This is a genomic window from Microbacterium sp. AC035 (assembly GCF_979258485.1).
On sequence record NZ_OZ409858.1, the window covers coordinates 3195253 to 3216053 of the forward strand.

The 20801-nt window shown below is 68.6% G+C and carries 20 protein-coding genes; 10 read left to right on the forward strand and 10 right to left on the reverse strand.

Annotated features, from left to right (window positions below):
• Positions 1-89: 89 nt before the first annotated feature.
• Both ACZ0AA_RS15470 and ACZ0AA_RS15475 read left to right on the forward strand, forming a co-directional pair.
• Positions 90-653, forward strand: a complete 564-nt coding sequence (locus ACZ0AA_RS15470; RefSeq protein WP_463513481.1) for a TetR/AcrR family transcriptional regulator — start codon at positions 90-92, stop codon at positions 651-653.
• 100 nt (positions 654-753) lie between these two features.
• Positions 754-1548, forward strand: a complete 795-nt coding sequence (locus ACZ0AA_RS15475; protein ID WP_463513482.1) for a tryptophan-rich sensory protein — start codon at positions 754-756, stop codon at positions 1546-1548.
• Positions 1549-1569: 21 nt separating this feature from the next.
• Here the strand turns inward: ACZ0AA_RS15475 and ACZ0AA_RS15480 are convergent, their stop codons facing one another.
• From ACZ0AA_RS15480 to ACZ0AA_RS15505, 6 genes are read right to left on the reverse strand one after another with little or no spacing between them, the layout of a single operon-like run.
• Positions 1570-2241 (reverse strand): response regulator, encoded by a 672-nt coding sequence (locus tag ACZ0AA_RS15480; RefSeq protein WP_400862682.1) that lies wholly within the window; start codon positions 2239-2241, stop codon positions 1570-1572.
• A complete protein-coding gene (locus ACZ0AA_RS15485) occupies positions 2238-4760 on the reverse strand; it encodes an ATP-binding protein (RefSeq protein WP_463513851.1) in 2523 nt (840 codons plus the stop codon). Before ACZ0AA_RS15485 ends, ACZ0AA_RS15480 begins: the two co-directional genes overlap by 4 nt.
• Positions 4761-4774: 14 nt before the next feature.
• On the reverse strand, positions 4775-5374 hold the full coding sequence (gene kdpC, locus ACZ0AA_RS15490; protein ID WP_463513483.1) for a potassium-transporting ATPase subunit KdpC: 600 nt from the start codon (positions 5372-5374) through the stop codon (positions 4775-4777).
• A gap of 42 nt (positions 5375-5416) precedes the next feature.
• Positions 5417-7561, reverse strand: a complete 2145-nt coding sequence (gene kdpB, locus ACZ0AA_RS15495) for a potassium-transporting ATPase subunit KdpB (protein ID WP_463513484.1) — start codon at positions 7559-7561, stop codon at positions 5417-5419.
• 1 nt (position 7562) lies between these two features.
• On the reverse strand, positions 7563-9248 hold the full coding sequence (kdpA, locus tag ACZ0AA_RS15500) for a potassium-transporting ATPase subunit KdpA (protein WP_463513485.1): 1686 nt from the start codon (positions 9246-9248) through the stop codon (positions 7563-7565).
• Entirely contained in the window at positions 9248-9337 is a 90-nt protein-coding gene (locus ACZ0AA_RS15505) for a potassium-transporting ATPase subunit F (RefSeq protein WP_056276367.1), read from the reverse strand. The genes kdpA and ACZ0AA_RS15505 overlap by 1 nt, the downstream gene beginning before the upstream one ends.
• A gap of 284 nt (positions 9338-9621) precedes the next feature.
• Here ACZ0AA_RS15505 and ACZ0AA_RS15510 point away from each other — a divergent pair, with 284 nt between their 5' ends.
• The 7 genes from ACZ0AA_RS15510 to ACZ0AA_RS15540 all read left to right on the forward strand — a co-directional run bounded on the left by ACZ0AA_RS15510 (position 9622) and on the right by ACZ0AA_RS15540 (position 15137).
• A complete protein-coding gene (locus ACZ0AA_RS15510) occupies positions 9622-9813 on the forward strand; it encodes a hypothetical protein (protein ID WP_463513486.1) in 192 nt (63 codons plus the stop codon).
• A gap of 95 nt (positions 9814-9908) precedes the next feature.
• Positions 9909-11156: an RNA polymerase sigma factor gene (locus ACZ0AA_RS15515; protein ID WP_463513487.1), complete on the forward strand. Its 1248-nt coding sequence runs from the start codon at positions 9909-9911 to the stop codon at positions 11154-11156.
• The gene (locus ACZ0AA_RS15520) at positions 11153-11509 is read left to right on the forward strand and encodes a YciI family protein (protein WP_463513488.1); all 357 of its coding nucleotides are present in this window, start codon (positions 11153-11155) and stop codon (positions 11507-11509) included. The genes ACZ0AA_RS15515 and ACZ0AA_RS15520 overlap by 4 nt, the downstream gene beginning before the upstream one ends.
• 81 nt (positions 11510-11590) lie before the next feature.
• Positions 11591-11902, forward strand: a complete 312-nt coding sequence (locus ACZ0AA_RS15525) for an AbrB/MazE/SpoVT family DNA-binding domain-containing protein (protein ID WP_400862670.1) — start codon at positions 11591-11593, stop codon at positions 11900-11902.
• A gap of 399 nt (positions 11903-12301) precedes the next feature.
• Positions 12302-13480, forward strand: coding sequence for an SLC13 family permease (locus ACZ0AA_RS15530; protein WP_463513489.1), 1179 nt, complete (start codon positions 12302-12304; stop codon positions 13478-13480).
• A gap of 213 nt (positions 13481-13693) precedes the next feature.
• Positions 13694-14434, forward strand: coding sequence for a GntR family transcriptional regulator (locus ACZ0AA_RS15535; protein ID WP_463513490.1), 741 nt, complete (start codon positions 13694-13696; stop codon positions 14432-14434).
• Position 14435: 1 nt separating this feature from the next.
• Positions 14436-15137 (forward strand): GntR family transcriptional regulator, encoded by a 702-nt coding sequence (locus ACZ0AA_RS15540; RefSeq protein ID WP_463513491.1) that lies wholly within the window; start codon positions 14436-14438, stop codon positions 15135-15137.
• Here ACZ0AA_RS15540 and ACZ0AA_RS15545 read toward each other — a convergent pair.
• Genes ACZ0AA_RS15545 through ACZ0AA_RS15555 form a run of 3 tightly spaced genes read right to left on the reverse strand, consistent with a single transcriptional unit; the run spans position 15101 to position 17295 of the window.
• Positions 15101-15724: a GNAT family N-acetyltransferase gene (locus tag ACZ0AA_RS15545; protein ID WP_463513492.1), complete on the reverse strand. Its 624-nt coding sequence runs from the start codon at positions 15722-15724 to the stop codon at positions 15101-15103. The two genes, ACZ0AA_RS15540 and ACZ0AA_RS15545, sit on opposite strands and share 37 nt — an antisense overlap.
• Before the next feature lie 9 nt (positions 15725-15733).
• On the reverse strand, positions 15734-16345 hold the full coding sequence (locus tag ACZ0AA_RS15550; protein WP_463513493.1) for an FMN-binding negative transcriptional regulator: 612 nt from the start codon (positions 16343-16345) through the stop codon (positions 15734-15736).
• A complete protein-coding gene (locus ACZ0AA_RS15555) occupies positions 16345-17295 on the reverse strand; it encodes a DMT family transporter (protein ID WP_463513494.1) in 951 nt (316 codons plus the stop codon). The genes ACZ0AA_RS15550 and ACZ0AA_RS15555 overlap by 1 nt, the downstream gene beginning before the upstream one ends.
• Here ACZ0AA_RS15555 and ACZ0AA_RS15560 point away from each other — a divergent pair.
• Positions 17294-18700, forward strand: coding sequence for an aminotransferase-like domain-containing protein (locus tag ACZ0AA_RS15560; protein WP_463513495.1), 1407 nt, complete (start codon positions 17294-17296; stop codon positions 18698-18700). The genes ACZ0AA_RS15555 and ACZ0AA_RS15560 overlap by 2 nt on opposite strands.
• Before the next feature lie 6 nt (positions 18701-18706).
• On the opposite strand, the gene ACZ0AA_RS15565 is transcribed toward ACZ0AA_RS15560, so the two are convergent.
• Positions 18707-20794: an APC family permease gene (locus tag ACZ0AA_RS15565; RefSeq protein WP_463513496.1), complete on the reverse strand. Its 2088-nt coding sequence runs from the start codon at positions 20792-20794 to the stop codon at positions 18707-18709.
• Positions 20795-20801 lie beyond the last annotated feature (7 nt).

A 20801-nucleotide genomic window follows, 5' to 3' on the forward strand; every position in this document is an offset into this window, starting at 1 on the left:
GATCCTTTTCGGTCCGGTGAGAACGGTCGTTCTCGCTGATGTTCCCCACTGTAGAGAACGTTCGTTCTCATGTCAAGTACACTGGGAGCATGACGGAGGAAACGGTGCGTGAACAGATCCTTGCGGCGGCGGACGAGCTCTACTACCGCAAGGGATACGCGGCTGTCGGCATGGACGAGCTGAGGGCCGCGGCCGGCGTGTCGCTGCGCCGCCTCTATGCGCTGTTCCCGTCGAAGACCGACATCGTCACGGCGGTTCTCGCGCGCAAGCACGCGGAGTGGGAATCGGGGCTGACCGGGGCTGTCGCCGATGCCGGAGCCGACCCGCGCGACCGGCTGCTCGCCGTCTACGGATACCTCGAGGACTGGTTCTGCGCCGACGACTTCCGCGGCTGCGCCTTCATCAACGCGTTCGGCGAACTCGGCGGCACGAACCCGGAGGTCGCGAAGATCGTCCGCGACCACAAGGCCTCGTTCCAGGCCTACATGTCGGGTCTCGTGATGGACGCCGGCGCACCGGCGTCGCTCGCCGCCCAGCTGTCGATCCTCGCGGAGGGTGCGCAGAGCACCGCGGCGATCGCCGCCGACCCTCAGGTCGCCGTGCAGGCCCGCAATGCGGCGCAGGTGCTGATCGACGCCGCCGTCGCCGCCTGACTTCGTGTCTGCTTCAGGGATTTAGCTAGCCTGGCTAGCCTTTCGGGTGGTCGGTGTCAAGGCTGGTGCGCTCCGCCGCAGACCCGCGTAGGTTTCCAGCATGGAATCCCGGACGCAGGACATCGCTCGCCAGTCGATCATCATCGCCTCGGCCACGTTCATGCTGATAGCCGCGGCCGTGGGCTCCGGCGCCTTCGGCGGCACTTCGGTCAGTGAGCTGCAGGATGGAGCCCTGTCGGCGCAAGGGTCGTACTTGGCCCCGGCCGGTCCCGCCTTCTCGATCTGGTCGCTGATCTACCTCGGCCTCATCGCCTATACGGTGTGGCAGGCGCTTCCGCCGCAGCGGGCGGATGAACGTCAGCGCGCGGTCGGCGGATGGATCGCCGCGTCCATGATCCTCAATGGGCTCTGGCTCGTGACGGCGCAGTTCCTGTCGCTTCCGCTGACGGTGCTCGTGATCGCGCTGCTGCTCGCCACCCTCGCCCGGGTCATCGTGATCCTCGGGCGCAGCCGCGCTCGCACCTGGCCGGAGCGCATCGTGGTCGACGGCGCGAACGGCCTGCACTGCGGCTGGGTCACCATCGCGACCGTGGCGAACACGACGGCCTGGTTCACGCAGATCGCACCCTCAGCATGGGCCGACCAGGCCGAGATCTGGGCGGTCGCCGTGCTCGCGGTCGTGCTCGTGATCGGTGTCGCCACCGCCCTCGTGACCAGGCGTGCCGCCCCGGCACTCGCAACCGCGTGGGGCCTCGGCTGGCTCGCCGTCGGCCGTCTGACCGGAGAACCCGAGAGCACCATCACCGCCATCGCCGCGATCATCGTCGCGGTCGCCCTCGTCGCTGCCGGTGCATGGGGCGTGCTGCGTCGCCCGCGGGCCGACATCGCCCTCTGATTCTCGGGACCGGCAGAGGGCTCAGAGGACGAGCCGATACCCCATGCCGGATTCGGTGAGCAGGTGTGCCGGCGTGCTGGGCTCGGCCTCGAGCTTCTTGCGCAGCTGAGACATGTACAGCCGCAGGTATCCGGAGTCGGAGACCTGCTCGCTGCCCCAGATCTCCTTCAGCAGGTCCTGCCGGGTGACGAGAGCTCCGGGATGCCGGGCGAGATGCTCGAGCATGCGCCACTCGGTGGGCGTGAGATGAACCCGCGTGCCCGCCCTGGTGACGGTCTTCGTCGCGAGGTCGACGACGACGTCGCCGAATCCGACGGTCGATTCGCCGCCAGCGGGCACCGACCGACGTGACAGCGCGCGCAGCCGCGCGAGGAGCTCGTCGACCTGGAACGGCTTGGTGACGAAGTCGTCTGCTCCGGCATCCAGCGCTTCGACCTTGTCGGCTGAGCCGGTGCGACCCGAGACGACGATGATCGGCACGGTCGTCCACCCACGCAGCGCCTGGATCACCTCGATGCCGTCGAGCCGCGGCATCCCGAGGTCGAGCATGATCAGGTCGGGGTGGGTCTGGGCGGCGGCCGCCACCGCAGCGGCGCCGTCCGGTGCGACGACCACCTCGTATCCGTGGGCGGCGAGCGTGATTCGCAGCGCGCGCACCATCTGCGGGTCGTCGTCGGCGATGAGGAGCTTCACTCCGTCTCCTCCTGCGTGAGTTCGGGCTCTGCGGCCAGCGGCAGCGAGATGACCATGGTGAGTCCACCGCCGGGGGTGTCCTCGGGTGTCAGGGTACCGCCCATGCCCTCGGCGAATCCGCGCGACAGCGCGAGTCCGAGGCCGAGGCCGGTGGTGTTGTCGGTGTCGCCGAGGCGCTGGAACGGCTGGAAGATCTGGTCCCGCTTCTCGACCGGCACCCCGGCGCCCCGGTCGATGACGCGGATCTCCGCGCGCTCGCCGAGGGTGCTCGTCGACACGATCACCCGACTCTCTGCGGGCGAGTGGCGGTGCGCGTTGGCGATCACGTTCACGAGCACGCGCTGCAGCAGCACCGGATCGGCCGACACAGCGGGAAGCCCGGCATCCATCGCCAGCTCGACGTCAGACGGGCCCAGGCCCAGCTCGTCGACGGCCGCGAGCACGGGGCCCGCCACGTCGAGACGCATGGTCGAGACGGCGAGCACTCCTGCCTGCACGCGACTGACATCGAGCAGATCTGTGACGAGCGACGACAGGGTCGCGAGGCTCTCGTCCGCCGTGGCCAGCAGCTCTTCCCGGTCGGATGCCGACAGGACGTGCGCCCCACGGAGTCCGCCGATCGCGGCGACGGCCGAGGCGAGCGGCCGACGCAGGTCGTGGCTCACGGCCGAAAGAAGGGCACTGCGCACCTGGTCCGTCTCGGCCAGCGCCGCGACTTCCCGCGCCGTGGCACGCAGATCGGTGTGCTCGATGGCCGCCGCCAGCTGGGCGACGATGGCGTCGAGCAGGCGTCGAGCGGGGGTGTCGAGCGGTTCGCCGTGCAGTTCGAGCACGGCGGGTGCCGAGCCGCCGGCACCGACCGGAACGGTCGTGGCGCGTCCGTCGGGAACGGGTTCGCCGTCGGTGGCCAGCACCTCGCCGTCGGCGGTGAGCAGCCGCACGCCGGTGAGCCCGAACGCCTCGCGCGTGCGGCTGACGAGGGCGAGCACGGCGTTGTCGCCTCGGAGCACGTTGCCTGCGACTGCCGCGAGCAGTTCGGCCTCGGCGGCTGCGCGCTGCGCGGTGCGCGCTCGGCGAGCGGCCTGATCGACGATGATGCTGACGAGGATGGCGATGGTCACGTACAGCGCGAGGGCGAGCACGTGCAGCGGATGCGCGATCGTGATGGTGAAGAGCGGAGCGACGAACAGGAAGTCGAGTGTGATGCCTGACAGCACCGCCGCGAAGACGGCGGGGCGCACTCCGCCGACCAGGGCCACGATCACGACGAGCAGCTGGAAGGCCAGCACCTCGACCGTGATCGACTCGGGGCTGCGGAACGCGAACATCGCCCACGACAGCAGAGGCCCGAAGACGAGTGCCACCGCGAACCCGAGCACCTGACGACGCCACCCCAGCGCACCGCCGGTGATGCGGGGGAGAGCGACGCGACCGCCCGCGGCGGCATGCGTCACGATGTGCACGTCGATGTCTCCGGAGCGGCGGATGACCTCCGACCCGATGCCGGGTCCGGTCAATGCCGCCGCGAGGCGCCCGCGGCGACTGACGCCGATCACGAGCTGTGTGGCGTCGGCCCCGTGCGCGAACTCGACGAGCGTGCCGGGGATGTCGTCGCCGATGATCTGGTGGAAGCTGCCGCCGAGCGACTCTACGAGCGAGCGCTGCGCAGCAAGGGCACCGGGGGTCTCATCGCGGAGGCCGTCCTGCGCGGCGATGTGCACCGCAAGCAGCTCGCCACCGGCCGAGCGGGCGGCGATTCTGGCTCCTCGACGCAGCAGGGTCTCGCCCTCGGGGCCACCGGTGAGGGCGACGACCACGCGCTCGCGCGCCTGCCAGGTGCCCTCGATGCCATGGTCGGCGCGATAGCTGCGCAGCGCGCTGTCCACCTCGTCGGCCAGCCACAGCAGCGCGAGTTCGCGCAGCGCCGTGAGGTTGCCGAGCCGGAAGTAGTTCGAGAGTGCGGCGTCGATCCGCTCAGCGGGATAGACGAGTCCGGCGGTCAGCCGGTCGCGCAGCGTCTGCGGCGCCAGGTCGACGACCTCGATCTCATCGGCCGCGCGCACCACGGCATCCGGAATCGTCTCCTGCTGTGCGATGCCGGTGATCTTCTCGACGACGGCGTTCAGCGAGTCGATGTGCTGCACGTTCACCGTCGTGACGACGTCGATGCCCGCATCGAGCAGAGCGCTGACGTCCTCCCACCGCTTCGCATTCTGCGAGCCGGGGGTGTTGGTGTGGGCGAGCTCATCGACGAGGGCGATCTCGGGATGCCGGGCGAGAACCGCCTCCAGGTCCATCTCGCTCAGCGGCACGCCCCGGTGCAGGTCCGTGCGGCGGGGCACCTCGGGGATGCCGATGGTCTGCGCTGCCGTCGCTGCGCGCTCATGCGTCTCGACGATCGCGATCACGACGTCCCGGCCCTCGTCGAGCAGCCGGCGACCTTCGACGAGCATCTCGAAGGTCTTGCCGACACCCGGGGCTGCGCCGAGCAGCACGCGGAGTCGGCCGCGCCGCGGCATCCGCTCTGCCGTCATCAGCCCTCCTGCTCATCGAGCGCGAGATTGAGTTCGGCGACATTGATGCGTTCTTCGCCGAGGAATCCCAGATCCCGCCCTTGAATCCTAGACTCCACCAGGTCGCGCACCTGCTGCTCGGGCAGGTCGCGCTCCTCGGCCACGCGGGGCACCTGCAAGAGGGCGTAGGCGACGCTGATGTGCGGGTCGAGGCCCGAGCCGGATGCCGTCACGGCGTCGGCCGGCACGGCAGCGGGGCTCACGCCTTCGCGCTCGGCGATGGCTGCCTGGCGCTCGCCGATCGACGCGACGAGGTCGGCGTTCTCCGGGCCCAGGTTGCTGCCGCTGGACGCGGCTCCGTCGTAGCCGTCACCGGCGGCCGACGGCCGCGACTGGAAGTACTCGGGTAGCGCCTCGCCGTCGGCATCCGTGAAGGACTGCCCGATCAGCGAGCTGCCCTTGTCGTCGCCCAGCGGCGAGCCGTTCGCCTGGAAGGGCAGCAGCAGCTGGCCGATGCCGGTGACGACGAGCGTGTAGCCGACGCCGAGCACGAGGGTGAGCACGAGCATCGCGCGGATCGCGACGCCGGTGGTGCGGGCCACGGTGCGGGAGGAGGACATGAGAGGCCTTTCGAAGCGAGAGGAGGAGCGAGACGGATGCGGTCAGAAACCGGGGATGAGGGTGATGACGAGGTCGATCAGCTTGATGCCGATGAACGGCGCGATCACGCCGCCCAGACCGTAGACGAGCAGGTTGCGCTGCAGGATCTGCGAGGCGCTCGCCGGCCGGTACTTGACCCCTCGGAGCGCGAGCGGGATGAGGAAGACGATCACGATCGCGTTGAAGATGATCGCGCTGGTCACAGCGGATGCCGGCGAGTGCAGCTGCATGATGTTGAGTGCCGCGAGCCCGGGGAAGACGCCCATGAACATCGCCGGGATGATGGCGAAGTACTTGGCGATGTCGTTCGCGAGCGAGAACGTCGTGAGGGCTCCGCGCGTGATGAGCAGCTGCTTGCCGATGCGCACGATGTCGATGAGCTTCGTCGGATCCGAGTCGAGGTCGACCATGTTGCCGGCCTCCTTGGCCGCCGACGTGCCGGTGTTCATCGCGACGCCGACGTCGGCCTGGGCGAGAGCGGGGGCGTCGTTCGTGCCGTCGCCGGTCATGGCGACGAGTCGGCCGCCCTCCTGCTCGCGCTTGATGAGCTCGAGCTTCTGCTCGGGTGTCGCCTCGGCGAGGAAGTCGTCGACGCCCGCCTCCTTCGCGATCGCGGCGGCGGTCAGCGGGTTGTCACCGGTGATCATGACGGTGCGGATGCCCATGCTGCGCAGCTCCTCGAACCGCTCGCGCAGGCCGTCTTTGACGATGTCCTTGAGGTGCACCACGCCGAGCACGCGGTCGCCGCCTTCCGCATGCTTCACGGCGACGACCAGGGGCGTGCCGCCACTCGACGCGACGCCGTCGGTGAGCGCGGTCAGCTCGGCATCGGATGCGAGCCCGAGCCAGGCGCTGATGGCGGAGCCGGCGCCCTTGCGGATCTGGGTGCCGCAGGGGAGGTCGAGCCCCGACATGCGGGTCTGCGCGGTGAAGGGGACGATCACGGCGCCGGCGGGTTCGTCGACCTGGATGCCGCGCGACCGGGCCAGGGCGACGATCGAGGCGCCCTCGGGCGTCGGGTCGGCGAGCGACGACTGCGCGGCGAGATACAGCAGCTCCTCGGGGTCGACGCCCGCGAGCGGCAGCACCTCGTGGGCCTGGCGGTTGCCATAGGTGATGGTGCCGGTCTTGTCGAGCAGCAGGGTGGTGACGTCTCCTGCGGCCTCGACGGCGCGGCCCGACATGGCGAGCACGTTGCGCTGCACGAGACGGTCCATGCCGGCGATCCCGATGGCCGAGAGCAGGGCGCCGATCGTGGTCGGGATCAGACACACGAGCAGAGCGATCAGCACCGGGATGCTGACGGGCGAGGCCGCATACGAGGCGATCGGGTTGAGCGCGAGCACCACCACCACGAACACGATCGACAGGCTCGCGAGCAGGATGTTCAGCGCGATCTCGTTGGGTGTGCGCTGACGGCTCGCGCCCTCGACGAGCGCGATCATGCGGTCGACGAACGTCTCGCCGGGCTTCGAGGTGATGCGCACGACGATGCGGTCAGACAGCACGCGCGTGCCACCGGTGACGGCACTGCGGTCGCCACCGGACTCGCGGATGACCGGTGCGCTCTCGCCCGTGATCGCCGACTCGTCGACGGTCGCGATTCCCGCGACGATGTCGCCGTCACCGGGGATGAGCTCGCCCGCCGTGACGATCACGACGTCGTCGCGCTGCAGCTCGGCCGACGAGACGTCGACGGTCTCGGTGCGCTCGGCCGTGGCATCCGCACCGGCGTCATACCCGACGACCTTGCGGGCCATGGTGCTCGTGCGGGTCTTGCGCAGGCTCGCGGCCTGCGCCTTGCCGCGTCCTTCGGCCACCGACTCGGCGACGTTGGCGAACAGCACGGTCAGCCACAGCCAGATCGCGATGCCCCAGGTGAAGGGTGCGGGCACGGGTGTTCCGCCGGAGTCGGCCGGGCCGCCGAGGAACGGCTCGGCGATCGCGAGCACGGTCGTGAATGCGGCGCCGACCCAGACGAGGAGCATCACGGGGTTGCGCAGGAGCGACGTGGGGTTGAGCTTGCGCAGGGCGCCGGGCAGGGCCTGGGTCAGCTGCGCCCAGCCGAACGAGCGCGGCGGTTCGGTCGAGGCGGGGGCGGATGCCGCAGCATCCTGCTGTTCCGAGGGTGTGGTGATGAGGGTCATGTCAGACGAGTCCTTCAGCGAGGGGTCCCAGTGCGAGCACGGGGAAGTAGGTGAGTGCCGTGATGATGACCGCGACGGCGGCGAGGAGCCCGACGAACTGCGGCCGGTGCGTGGGCAGTGTTCCGGTGTTCTCGGGTACGCGCTGCTGTGCGGCGAAGGATCCGGCGAGAGCCAGCACGAGCACGATCGGGATGAACCGGCCGAGCAGCATCGCGATGCCCAGTGCGGTGTTGAACCACGGGGTGTTCGCGGTGAGGCCGGCGAAGGCCGAGCCGTTGTTGTTCGACGCCGAGGTGAAGGCGTAGAGCACCTCGCTCATGCCGTGCACGCCCGGGTTCAGGATGCTGGTCGATTCGACATCCGCTCGGATGCCGGGAATCGCGAAGCTCAGCGCGGTGCCTGCCAGCACGAGAGTCGGCGTCACGAGGATGTAGAGGCTCGCGAGCTTGATCTCCTTCGGGCCGATGCGCTTGCCGAGGTACTCGGGGGTGCGGCCGACGAGGAGTCCGCCGACGAACACCGCGATGATCGCGAGCACGAGCATGCCGTAGAGGCCGGTGCCGACGCCGCCGGGGGCGACCTCGCCGAGCATCATGTTGAGCATCGGCATCATGCCGCCCAGGGCCGTGTACGAGTCGTGCATCGAGTTGACGGCACCGGTCGAGGTCAGGGTGCTGGCGCTGCCGAACAGCGTCGAGCCGAGGATGCCGAAGCGCACCTCCTTGCCCTCCATGGCGGCGCCGGCGAGTTCGGGAGCGCTGCCGCGGCCGGCCAGCTCGAGGGCCGAGAGAGCGAAGGTCGAGATCAGGAAGATCGTGCCCATCACGGCGGCGATCGCATAGCCCTGGCGGTTGTCGCCGATCATGCGGCCGAACGTGCGGGGGAGCGCGAACGGGATCACGAGGATCAGCAGGATCTGCAGCAGGTTGGTCCAGCCGGTCGGGTTCTCGAACGGATGTGCCGAGTTGGCGTTGAAGAAGCCTCCGCCGTTCGTGCCGAGCAGCTTGATGGCCTCCTGCGAGGCGACCGGTCCGCCGGGGATCGTCTGCGTGCCACCGGAGACGGTCGTCACGTCGGTGAAGCCGGCGAAGTTCTGCACCACGCCGCCCGCGATCAGGGCGAGTGCGGCGAGCAGGGCGATCGGCAGCAGGATGCGTCCGAGCCCGCGGATCAGGTCGACCCAGAAGTTGCCGATCGTCGTCGAGCCGCGGCGAGCGAAGCCGCGGATCAGAGCGACCGCGACGGCCAGGCCGACAGCGGCTGAGACGAAGTTCTGCACCGTGAGGCCCGCGAGCTGCACGGTGTAGCCCATGGTCTGCTCGGGCGAATACGACTGCCAGTTGGTGTTCGCGACGAACGACGCGGCGGTGTTGAATGCGAGCCCCTCGGGAACCGCAGGGAGTCCGAGCGACTCGGGCAGGAAGCCCTGCAGACGCTGCAGCCCGTAGACCAGCAGCAGACCGACGACGGAGAACGCGAGGACGCTGCGTGCGTAGGCCCGCCAGGTCTGCTCGGATGCCGGGTCGACGCCGATCAGTCGGTACAGGCCGCGCTCGGCTTTCAGGTCACGCGGGGTGCTGAAAACGTGCGCCATGTAGTCGCCCACCGGGCGATACAGCAGCACGATGGCGACGATGAGGACCGCGGCCTGCAGGATGCCGAACCAGAGGTCGGCGCCGGCGCCCATCAGAACTTCTCCGGGGCGACGAGAGCCACCACGAGGTAGACGACGGCGGCCACGGCGAGGGCGGCGGCGATGATCTCGAAGACGATCACAGTCGTTCCACTCCCTTCGCGACCAGGGAGACGAGGGCGAACAGCGCGAGAGTCAGCGCGATGTAGATGATGTCGAGCACGAGACTCGATACAACTCCCGTGCGGACCGGGATATGGCGATCCTCACGCTTTGCCTACGGTGGCGTGCGGGATGCATGCGAGTTGCTCACATCTCGGGGTCGATCCGACTTTTCTCGCATCTCGTTGTCGCATCCGTCGTTCGTCGTTCGTGGTTCGGGTAGGAGGTCACCGATCGGGTGGTCTCAGACGCGAGAGGTGCGGTGGTGACTGTGTACAACGACCCGATGGTGGCGAACCTCGTCTACCGGCTCGAGGCTGAGCACGCCGAGGAGCAGATCGTGCGACGTCGGGCGGCGCTCGAGCATCCTGGTCTGATCCGGCGTCGTTCTCTCCGTGAGCGCGCTCGCCGCCTCTGGGCGCGCATCTCTTCCGGCGGAAGCGGGGAACCGGGATGATCGTCCTGACGGCAGGATCGGAGCGGAACCTGCTCGATCGAGCGGACGGAGAGAGTCTGAGTGATGCAGCGCCGGAATCGAATCGAGGAGCCTCGGTGAACGCCGACGCCGGTGCGCGGGTCACGCAGGTCTATCGCGACGAGTGGGCGCGCATCGTGGGAGGACTCACCCGACGGTGCGGTGATCTCGACCTCGCCGAGGAGATGGCGGCTGAGGCGTTCGCCTCGGCCGCTGAGCGGTGGCCGAACGAGGGCGTGCCGCCCAACCCTGCCGGCTGGATCACCACCACGGCCTACCGCAAGGCCATCGATCGACTGCGTCGTGAGTCGTTCCGCGATGGCAAGCAGCGGGAGGCTCTCATGCTGCAGGATCCTGAACCACCGGAGCCGACGGGCGTCATCGACGACGATCGCCTCCGTCTGCTCTTCACCTGCTGCCACCCGGCGCTGTCGCTCGAAGCGCGCGTCGCCCTGACCCTGCGAATCGTCGGTGGTCTCACCGTCGAGGAGATCGCGCGGGCGTTCCTCATCCCGGAGTCCACGGTGCGGCAGCGCATCACCCGAGCCAAGGCGAAGATCAAGACCGACCGGATCCCGTATCGGATGCCGGCTGCCGACGACCTCCGCCTCCGGATCGACGGAGTCCTCGCAGTGCTCTATCTGATCTTCAACGAAGGGTATTTCGCGTCGGGGGCCGGAGTGCCCGCACTGCGTCGCGAGCTGACAGGCGAGTCGATCCGGCTCACCGGGCTGCTCCGCGAGCTGCTGCCCGACGACGAGGAGGTCGCGGGTCTGCTGGCGCTGATGCTGCTCAGCGAGGCGCGGGCCGCGGCACGCGTCACCGACGACGGCGAGCTGGTGCGCCTGGACGAACAGGACCGTGGGGCGTGGGACCTCGAGCTCATCGGTCGAGGCCTCGCACTGCTCGACGAGCCACCCGCCGCGGCCCCCGGTCGTCACCGGCTGCTGGCCGAGATCAACGCGGTGCATGTGCGGGCGACGGATGCCGGCGCCACCGACTGGGCGCGCATCGTCGGACTCTACGAGCAGCTCGAGCGGATCGATGCCAGCCCGGTCGTGACCCTCAGCAAGGCAGTCGCCGTCGCAGAACGGGACTCGCCCGAACGAGCGCTGCTGATCGTGGAGGCGCTGCGTGATGCGCTCGATCAGTTCCATGCCTTCCACGTGACGCTCGCAGAGCTGCTGCGCGCTGCGGACCGGCGGGACGATGCTCGGGCAGCCTATGAGCGCGCGATCGCCCTCGCCGACAACACCGCAGAGATCATCCACCTGACCCGACGCCGCGAAGAGCTCGGGCGCACACCGAATGGAGAGAGCAGATGAGCAACAAGTACCTCGTGATCCACATGACCGACCCGACCGGCGGCACGATGTCGCAGGGGGAGGATCAGCGCCTGCTCGAAGACTGGGCGGATGAGGGTCGGGCGGCAGGCAGCCTGGGCGAGGGCGCACCCGTCGCCGGGCCCGAAGAGGCGAAGTCGGTCGCCGTGCGAGACGGCAAGGTGCTCGTCACCGACGGCCCGTTCCCGGAGTTCAAGGAATGGTTCGCCGGCTACGACATCGTCACCGCCGAGTCGATCGACGAGGCCGCGAGCTTCATGGCGAAGCATCCGACCGCCGTGATGGGGCGGGTCTACATCCTGCCGGTGGTGAAGCTCCCCTGGGACGAGGACTGAAGCCGGGCTCGAACGCACCTGTGTAGCTGAAATGCTGCTATACAGCTTTCCGGTGGAGCCGCATTACTGTACCCTGGGGTGATGTCCACCGCAGAGTTCCACGGGTATGTCGGCGTCCAGAGTCGAGGCCTCATCGCCCTGCCTGCCAGCGTCCGCGAGCGTCTGCATCTGAACGAGCCGGGGACGCAGCTTGAGGTGACCGAGCGTCCGGATGGAGTCGTGGAGCTTCGTGCGGCAGTTCCTGTCCCCGCCGACCAGGCGTGGTTCTGGACCGAGCGTTGGCAACAGCGCGAACGCGAAGTGGATGAACATGTGAGGGCCGGCCGGGTGACCTCCTTCTCCAACGGGGACGCCTTCCTCGAGAGCCTTGATGCCGTCGAGTCGGAGCAGTGAAGTTCGAGACCACCCCGAGCTTCGATGGCGATGTCCGCAGGCTGAAGCCGGTTCATCTGGCCGAATTCAGAAAGGTTCTGCGAGAGAAGTTCATTCCCGCCTGCGACGCATACGCCGAAGCCCCATCGACTCCGTGGCCGGCATCACTGAGAGTGAAGTCCGTGCGATCTGCCCCAGGGATTCTCGAGATGACGTGGTCGTTCTCCTCCCCTGATGGTCGCGCCACGTTCGAGATCGTCACGGTCCAGGGCGAGCTGCGGATCCGTTGGCGTCGGGTCGGCGACCACGACGTCTTCAGGAACCCGTAGGCGACAGTTCGGGCCGAGCAACGCGGAGACGTCGACGCCCGCATGTCGGAGATACACCGAACCACACCCCCACCGGATCTACACTCAGCGAGTGAGTGCGACGCGACGGCGGCTGGGAGCGGGGACGATCATCGTCCTGGCGCTCATCGCCGTCGCACTCGTCTGCATCGTCACGGGCATCCTTCCACCCGGGGATGCCGGGGCGCTCGGCGCTCGCATCGCACCCGTGCTGGGGTTCGTCATCGCGATCACGATCGTCGCTGAGCTGGCCCGCGATGCTGCGGTGTTCGACGTCGTCGCCCAGCGTCTGGCACGCTGGGGCCGCGGGCGGGTCATCCTGCTGTGGCTGTCCGTCGTCGTGCTCGCCGTCATCAGCACGGTGTTCCTGTCGCTCGACACCACGGCGGTGATCGTGACGCCGGTCGTGGTCGTGCTCGCGCAGAGCGTCGGCATCCCTCCGCTTCCGTTCGCCCTCGTCACCGTGTGGCTGGCGAACACGGCGTCCCTCGCCCTGCCCGTGTCGAACCTCACCAACCTGCTCGCGGCGCGGTCGATCGGTGACGACCCGCTCGCGTTCATCGCGCTGAGCTGGGCGCCGACTCTGGTCGGGGTGCTCGTGCCCGTCGTGATCCTCACGCTGCGACACCGACGCACGCTCTTCGGCGAATATCGCGCTCCGACAGGCGGCGACCCGTCTGACCGTGTGCTCTTCTGGGCGGCGTCCGGCATCCTGCTGCTCCTGATGCCGCTGCTCGCACTGACTCATGACGTGTGGATCCCCGCGACGGTCGCCGCGCTCGTGCTCATCGTCGTGTTCGGCATCCGGCGTCGTCATGTGCTGCGACTCTCGCTCGTGCCATGGCAGGCGATCGGCCTGGCGGCGGCCCTGTTCGTCGTGGTCGAGACCGCGCACGCGAACGGCATCCTCGACTTTCTGTCGGTTCTCGCGACCAGTGGCCACGCGCCCGCAGAGCTGCTGCGTCTCTCTGCAGCCGGCGCGCTCGCCGCGAACGGCGTGAACAACCTGCCCGCCTACCTGATCCTCGAACCCACAGCCGGCGATCCGGTCGCGCTCATGGCGCTGCTGATCGGCGTGAATCTCGGCCCGCTGATCACACCCTGGGCGTCGCTCGCCACGCTGCTCTGGCATCACAGGGTGGTGTCGCTGGGCGTCGAGATCCGCTGGGGCAGCCTGATGCTCTGGGGAGCGATCGTCGCCGTGCCGACGGTGGTGGTCGCCACGCTCGTGCTCGCGTTCGTCGCGGGCTGAGATCCTGCATCCCGGTCCCGGCCCCCGGGGTAGGGAAAGGGCAGCGACTCAGGTCACGGGATCTGGGGGAGGTCCGCAGCACGACATGGGGAGTGTGTGCCGGGTGAGGGTCGCTGCCCTACGCCTCCACGCTACGCACATGTCGTCTGGTCCGGTGAAACTTCAGTGGCTGATGTATGGTGCGTCGGCATGACACCGGCATAAAGTGTGCCCGTGGGCGACATCAGCGCATCTCTGCCGATCCGGCCGCGGCAGCTGATCCGCGACCAGGTCTTCGCCACGCTCGCCGAAGAGATCATCTCCGGCCGCATGCAACCCCTCGAAGAGATCCGCGACCAGGATCTGCAGGCCGAATACGGCGTCTCCCGCACGCCCATCCGCGAGGCTCTCAACCGTCTCGCCGACCTCGGACTCATCGAGGTCAGCACCAACCGGTTCACACGCGTCGCGCCGGTCGACCTCGAGGCACAGGCAGAACGTGTCGAAACTGCGGTCGCGATGATCGGGTACTGCGCCGTCAGAGCGGTGCCGACCTACACCGACGAGCAGGTCGCCTCTGTGCACGAGAGGATCGACGGACTCCTGGTCGCCGAGCTCGCAGGAACCTCGAGTCGCGAGGGGCTCAGCCTCTGGTACGCGCTGTGGGGCGAGATCGTGCTCAACGCCCACAACCAGACGATGATCGACATCCTCGACGGTCAGCTGGTGCTGCACCTCACCCGAACAGTGCCCGCGCAACGCGTGCCCGACGAACTCGTCGACTACATGCGCGCGGCCCTCGATCAGCTGCGTGCCCTGCTCGATCGGCGCGACGGCGTCGGGGTACGCGACCTCATCGAACCGCTGTTCCTGAGATCGACGATCGAACCTCTCCGCGCCGCGGCGGCGATCGCCGCGGCATCCGCCTCCGTCTCCGCCGGCTCGACGCCCGCCGTCCTCTTACCCGGGGACTGACATGCCCGACCGGCGGATCGACAGGCTGAACTCCACGCGATTGCTGGGAGGGGTCGAGCAGCCGCCGCCTCTCATCACCTCGAGAGCGGATGCCGTCGTCGACTCGCTTGCGCACTCGATCGAGACGGGCGAGCTGGCTCCCGGCGATCCCCTGTCGGTCACCGCGCTCGTGCAGCGTCTCAACGTCGCCGCCGGCACGGTGCGGTCGGCCCTCGGCGCCCTCGAGGCGATGCACCTGATCGAGCACCGACTGAACAGGGCGTCGGTCGTGGTGACACCGACCCCCGCGTGGTTCGTCGCCGTCGCCGCCGAATGCTCGGGTCTGTCGATCGCGGCGGCCGACCTGGGCATCGCACAGGCGACCGAGGCGCAGGTCGCCGAGTTCGCCACCAGGGCAGCGGCGGTTCGCGAACTCTGGGCGACCGAAGAGAGCGACCAGGTCGTCGGAGCAGAAGGTCTGTGGGAATTGCTCGACCTGCTCGCGGTGTTCTCGCGCAACCGATACCTGAGCGCCCTGCACGCGTCGAAGAGACCTGCGCTGGTGCTCGGCATCCGCTCGCTCAGCCGGCCCCGCAACCCCGCCATGCTCCGATCGGTCGTCGACGCGCTCGTCGCCGCCGCGCGCGATCGCGACCGCCTCGAAGCGACTGATCTGGTGAGAGACCTCTACACGTTCGTGGTCGACGGGGTCACAGAACTCTGACGCGTCCGTGTCCACTCCTCCGCGAGGATGCCGTAGTTGAGGCCGTCGAGCCACTCGCCCGACCGGTGCAGAGCGGTCTTTCGGCTGAACTCCTCCCGGTGCATGCCGACCCGCTCCATCAGACGCCACGACGGCTCGTTGTCGGCGAAGCATCCGGCGTGCACCCGACGCAGCCCCAGCGGGCCGAAGCAGACGTCGATCACCGCGCGGATGGCCTCGGTCGCATAGCCGCGGCCGGTGTGCGCGGGGTCGAGTACCCAGCCGAGCTCGGCCTCGACGCCTTTCGCCTGATCGGCGACCTCGAGCTGCGCCCACCCGTCGCCGAGCCTGATCATGATGTCGCCGATCGGCGTGGGCCCGTCGTTCTCCGTGATCAGCTCGACGAGGTACATCGACGTGAGCCGGCCGGGATCGAGGTACCGCTCGCGGAACTCCTCGATTGTGGCCGGCGCGAGTCCGAGCCACCGGTTGACCTCCGGCAGTCGACGCCACTCCCACATGACGTCGACGTCGGGTGCCGTCATCGGCCGGATCTGCAGCCGCTCGGTGCGAACGGGCCAGACGTCGGTGTGCGGCGAATCGGTCATCGCCCCAGCCTATTGAGGGGCAGGGCCGGACACTCGACGCATCTCGGCCGCAAGTGCCGCGTTCGTCTCGTCGAACCGCCCGGTGACGTTGTCTCGCACCTCGGGCGACTTGTTCTGGCTCAGCTTGGCGCGCGCATCGAACCGGTCGACACGCATTCTCAGGCCCACCGTGCCCTTCGCCGCTCGCCGCGTGCCGGCCTCGTCCTCCGACAGGCTGCGCCCGTGCGGTGTGCCTTTCTCGAAGTGGTCGGTCAGCTGCGAGAGCATGGCGTAGTTCTCCTCCTCGCTGAGGATCTCGGGAGTGCCGTACAGGTGGGCCGTGACGTGGTTCCACGTCGGCACGAGGTCGCCCGGCGCATAGAGGCTGGGCGACACGTAGTCGTGCGGGCCCTGGATGATCACGAGCACCTCGTGCGCGCCCAGTTCATGCAGCAGCTCGTCCGGCCGACCGAAGTGGCTCGCGATCACGATCTCGTGTTCGTCTTCGATCAGCAGAGCGGGGTAATGGGAAGCGATCAGCCCTGTGCTCGCGGGAGACACGAACGTGGCCCACGGATTGCCGCGGATCAGGCGCTTCACCTCGAGCGGATCGGTCATCAGATAGCGGGGTGTGTGACGCATCAGAACTCCTCGTTCAGGGGGTGGGTGGTGGATCGGGACTCGGTGAGACGGGTACGCACCGCGAGTGCGGCGCACACGATGACGGCCAGGCCGCCGAGCGCGGTGGGCCATCCGATCTGCTCATGAAGAAGCAGCGCGGCCCACGCGATGCTCATCACGGGTTGGACGAGCTGGATCTGGCTCACCTGGGCCATGGGCCCGATCGCGAGCCCGCGATACCAGGCGAAGAATCCGAGGAACATGCTCACCACGGCGAGGTAGGCGAAGGCGAGCCACTGCACGGGCGATGCCGTCGGCGGATCGGTGAGCGCCGATGCCAGAGTCAGCGCGAGCATCAGCGGAGCGGAGAGCACGAGCGCCCACGACACGGTCTGCCAGGCCCCGAGTTCCCGAGCGAGCAGGCCGCCCTCTGCATAGCCGATCGCCGCTGCGAGCACCGCCCCGAAAAGCAGCAGATCGGCCCAGTGGAGTTCTCCGAAGCCGCCGTTCTGCAGCGACGCGAAGACCACCGCTCCGGTGGCGCCGAGGGCGGCGAACCACCAGAACGCTCGTCCGGGGCGCTCGCGAGTGCGCAGCACCACCATCACGGCGGTCGCTGCGGGCAGCAGGCCGATCACCACGGCGCCATGGCTCGCGGGCGCCGCGGTCATCGCGAACGATGTCAGCAGGGGGAACCCGACGACGACGCCACCGGCCACGATCGCGAGTCGCCACCATTGCACCCTGGTCGGCGATTGCTGACGGGTGGCCGCCAGGGCGATGGCGGCGAGTGCTGCAGCGACGACCGCGCGGCCTGATCCGATGAACAGCGGCGAGAGGCCGCCGACCGCGATGCGGGTGAAAGGGAGGGTGAATGAGAAGGCAGCGACGCCCAGGAGACCCCACCAGAGTCCCGTGCGCGAGGATAGCGGCGCACGTGGCGGGACGATAACGCTACTCTGTTCTTTCATGGGCCAGGATAGCAGTGACCGGATCGTGGAAGAACTGCGTCGGTGGATCGCCGCCGCCCCACCGGGCGCCCGCGTGCCGTCGAATCGGGCACTCGTCGCCGAGCACGGCGCGAGTCCCGTGACTGTGCAGAAGGCGATGGGGCGACTGGCGCGGCTGGGACTGGTGGAGTCCCGACCGGGCGCCGGGACTTTCGTACGGGCGCAGCGGCCTCCGCGCGCGGCCGACTACGGCTGGCAGACGTCAGCCCTCGGGGCGCCTCCCGCCCGACTCGCCGGTCTCACCTCGACGCAGCGCACCGTCGCTCCCGATGCGATCGGCATGCACTCGGGGTATCCGGCGGTCGACCTGCTTCCCGAGCGGTTGGTCCGTCAGGCGATCACCCGTGCGGCGCGCACCTCGGCGGCGCTCACGCGATCCCCCGCCGCCGGATTGCCGGAACTGCAGGCCTGGTTCGCCGCCGAGCTCGCGGCATCCGCACCGGCAGACGTCACACCGGCATCCGCCAGGGATGCGCTCGTGATCGCCGGCAGTCAGAGCGGGCTGAGCTCGATCTTCCGAGCCGTGGTCGGCGCCGGCCAGCCGTTGCTGATCGAGTCGCCCACCTACTGGGGCGCACTGCTCGCGGCTGAGCAGGCAGGAGTCGTGCTGGTGCCGGTGCCGTCTGGTCCGCACGGCCCCGATCCGGATGCCGTCGAGCGGGCTTTCGCCGAGACCGGGGCTCGCGCGTTCTACGCGCAACCCACATTCGCCAACCCGACGGGCGCCAGGTGGCCGACGTCGACGGGCCTCGCCGTTCTCGAGAGCGTGCGGCGACACGGTGCCTTCCTCATCGAAGACGACTGGGCGCACGATCTGGCCATCGACGGCGATCCGCGTCCGATCGCGGCGATGGACGATGACGGCCATGTCGTCTATCTCCGCTCGCTGACCAAGAGCGTCTCACCGTCGCTGCGGATCGCAGCGCTGATCGTCCGGGGCCCGGCGCGCGAACGCATCCTCGCCGACCGCGCCGCCGAGTCGATGTACGTGAGCGGGCTGCTGCAGGCGGCAGCGCTCGACGTCGTGACCCAGCCCGCGTGGCGGAGTCATCTGCGCGGCTTCCGGGAACAGCTGCGGGCGCGACGAGATCTGCTGCTCTCGAGCCTCGCCGAGCACGCTCCGACGGCGATCGTCGAGACGGTTCCGGGTGGCGGCCTCAACCTGTGGGCGCGGCTTCCGGAGGGCGCCGATGTCGTCGCCGTGGTCCGTGGATGCGAGGCCCACGGGCTCATCATCTCTCCCGGGTCCGAGTGGTTTCCCGCTGAGCCCTCCGGCGCCTATGTGCGCCTCAATTACGCCAACGCCGACCCGTCGCGCTTCACCGAGGCGGCTGAGATCCTCGGCGGTGTCCTCGCCGCATCCTGAACGAAGTCAGCTCTCGGGCGGACCCTCGGGTCGGTGCGCGCGGCGACCGTTCACGACGACCGGACGGCCCGCACGCTCCTGCCCTGGCAGCGGGCGCGAGCGCCGACCGTAGATCAGCTCGGAGGAGTCGAGCAGCCATGGCACGAGTGTGATCGACACCCCGTGCACGAGCATCAGCTGGTTGGCCAGTCGACGCGAGCGCCGGTTGTGCAGGAACGTCTCCCACCAGTGCCCCACGATGTACTGCGGCAGGTAGACCGTGACCACGGACGAGCCGTGCTTCTCTCGGTACTGCTTGATGAACTGCGTCACCGGCTGCGCGAACGACCGGAAGGGCGACTCGACGATCACCAGCGGGATCGGCACGAGGTGATCGGCCCATTCCTTCTGCAGCTGAGCGGCATCGTCGGATGCGACAGCGACGTGCACCGCGAGAGTCTTGCCGTGTTTGGCGGCGATCGCATAGTCGATCGCTTTGATCACGGGCTTCTGCAGGCGGTTGACGAGCACGATCGCGAGGTCGCCCGTCGCGCCGAACTTGGTGGTGTCGTCGATCGCGATCTCATGCTCGACATCGCGGTAGTACCGCTTCACGCCCATCATCAGGAACGCCAGCACCGGGATCGCGAAGAACACCAGGTAGGCGCCGTGCGTGAACTTCGTGATCGTCACGATGAGCAGCACGGCGACGGTCATCGCAGCGCCCACCGAGTTGATGACCAGTCCGATCTTGGCCGAGCGACGATCGGATGCCGAGGCGCCGTCGACCCCTGATCCCGGGGTCTTCTCGGCCGGGCCGCGCAGCACGCGCCTCCAGTGCCGCACCATGCCGATCTGCCCGAGCGAGAACGAGACGAAGACGCCGATGATGTAGAGCTGGATGAGCGTGGTGAGCTTCGCCTGGAACACCACGAGCACGACCATCGCCGCGATTCCGAGCACGATCATGCCGTTCGAGAACACCAGGCGATCGCCGCGGGTGTTCAGCGCCTTGGGCGCATAGCCGTCGCGGGCGAGCACCGAGCCGAGCAGCGGGAATCCGTTGAACGCGGTGTTGGCCGCGAGCAGCAGCACGCAGGCGGTCGCGGCCTGGATGATGAAGAACAGGATGCTGCCGCCGCCGAACGTCGCCGAGGCGATCTGCGCCATCAGGCTCGGCTGCGGGTTCGAGCAGTCGAAGCCGATCAGGTCGCACGGGTTCTCGGCATAGTGCACACCGGTGATCAGCGCGAGCGCGGTGAGTCCGGCGAACAGGCACGCCGCGATCGAGCCCATCAGCACGAGCGTGGTCTGCGCGTTGCGGACCTTCGGGGTGCGGAAAGCGGGCACGCCGTTCGACACCGCTTCGACGCCGGTGAGCGCCGAGCATCCGCTCGAGAACGCGCGCAGGATGAGGAGGATCACCGCGGCCTGGCCGAGGTCTTCGGAGTGCACGGCGAACTCGGCGCTCGAGGCGACCGGGGCATCGCCGAGGAACGTCCGGAAGAGTCCCGTCACGATCATGAAGCCGACCGAGGCGATGAACACATAGGTGGGGATGGCGAAGACGAGCGAGGCTTCGCGCACTCCGCGCAGGTTCACGAGGATGATGAGGATCACGAATCCGACCGCGAGCTCCACCCGCAGCGGGTCGAGCCCCGGCACGGCCGAGATGATGTTGTCGACACCGGATGCCACCGACACCGCGACCGTCAGCACGTAGTCGACCAGCAGTGCTGCCGCGACGATGACGCCGGGGATCTCGCCCAGATTCTTCGACGCGACCTCGTAGTCGCCACCGCCCGAGGGATAGGCCTTGATGAGCTGGCGGTAGCTGAGCACCACGACGATCAGCAGCACGACGACCGCGACGGCGACGAGCGGCGTGAACGACAGGAAGGTCAGTCCGCCGATGAGCAGGATCATCACCAGCTCCTGCGGCGCATAGGCCACCGAGCTCAGTGCATCCGAGGCGAAGATCGGCAGCGCCATCTTCTTCGGGAGCAGCTGATCGTCGACCTGAGCGCTCGTGAGAGGGTCGCCGATGAGGATGCGCTTCACGCGAGGCGGAGCGTCGAGGTTGTCCCGGGTTTCATCTGACACGTCGGGCGACATTACGCCC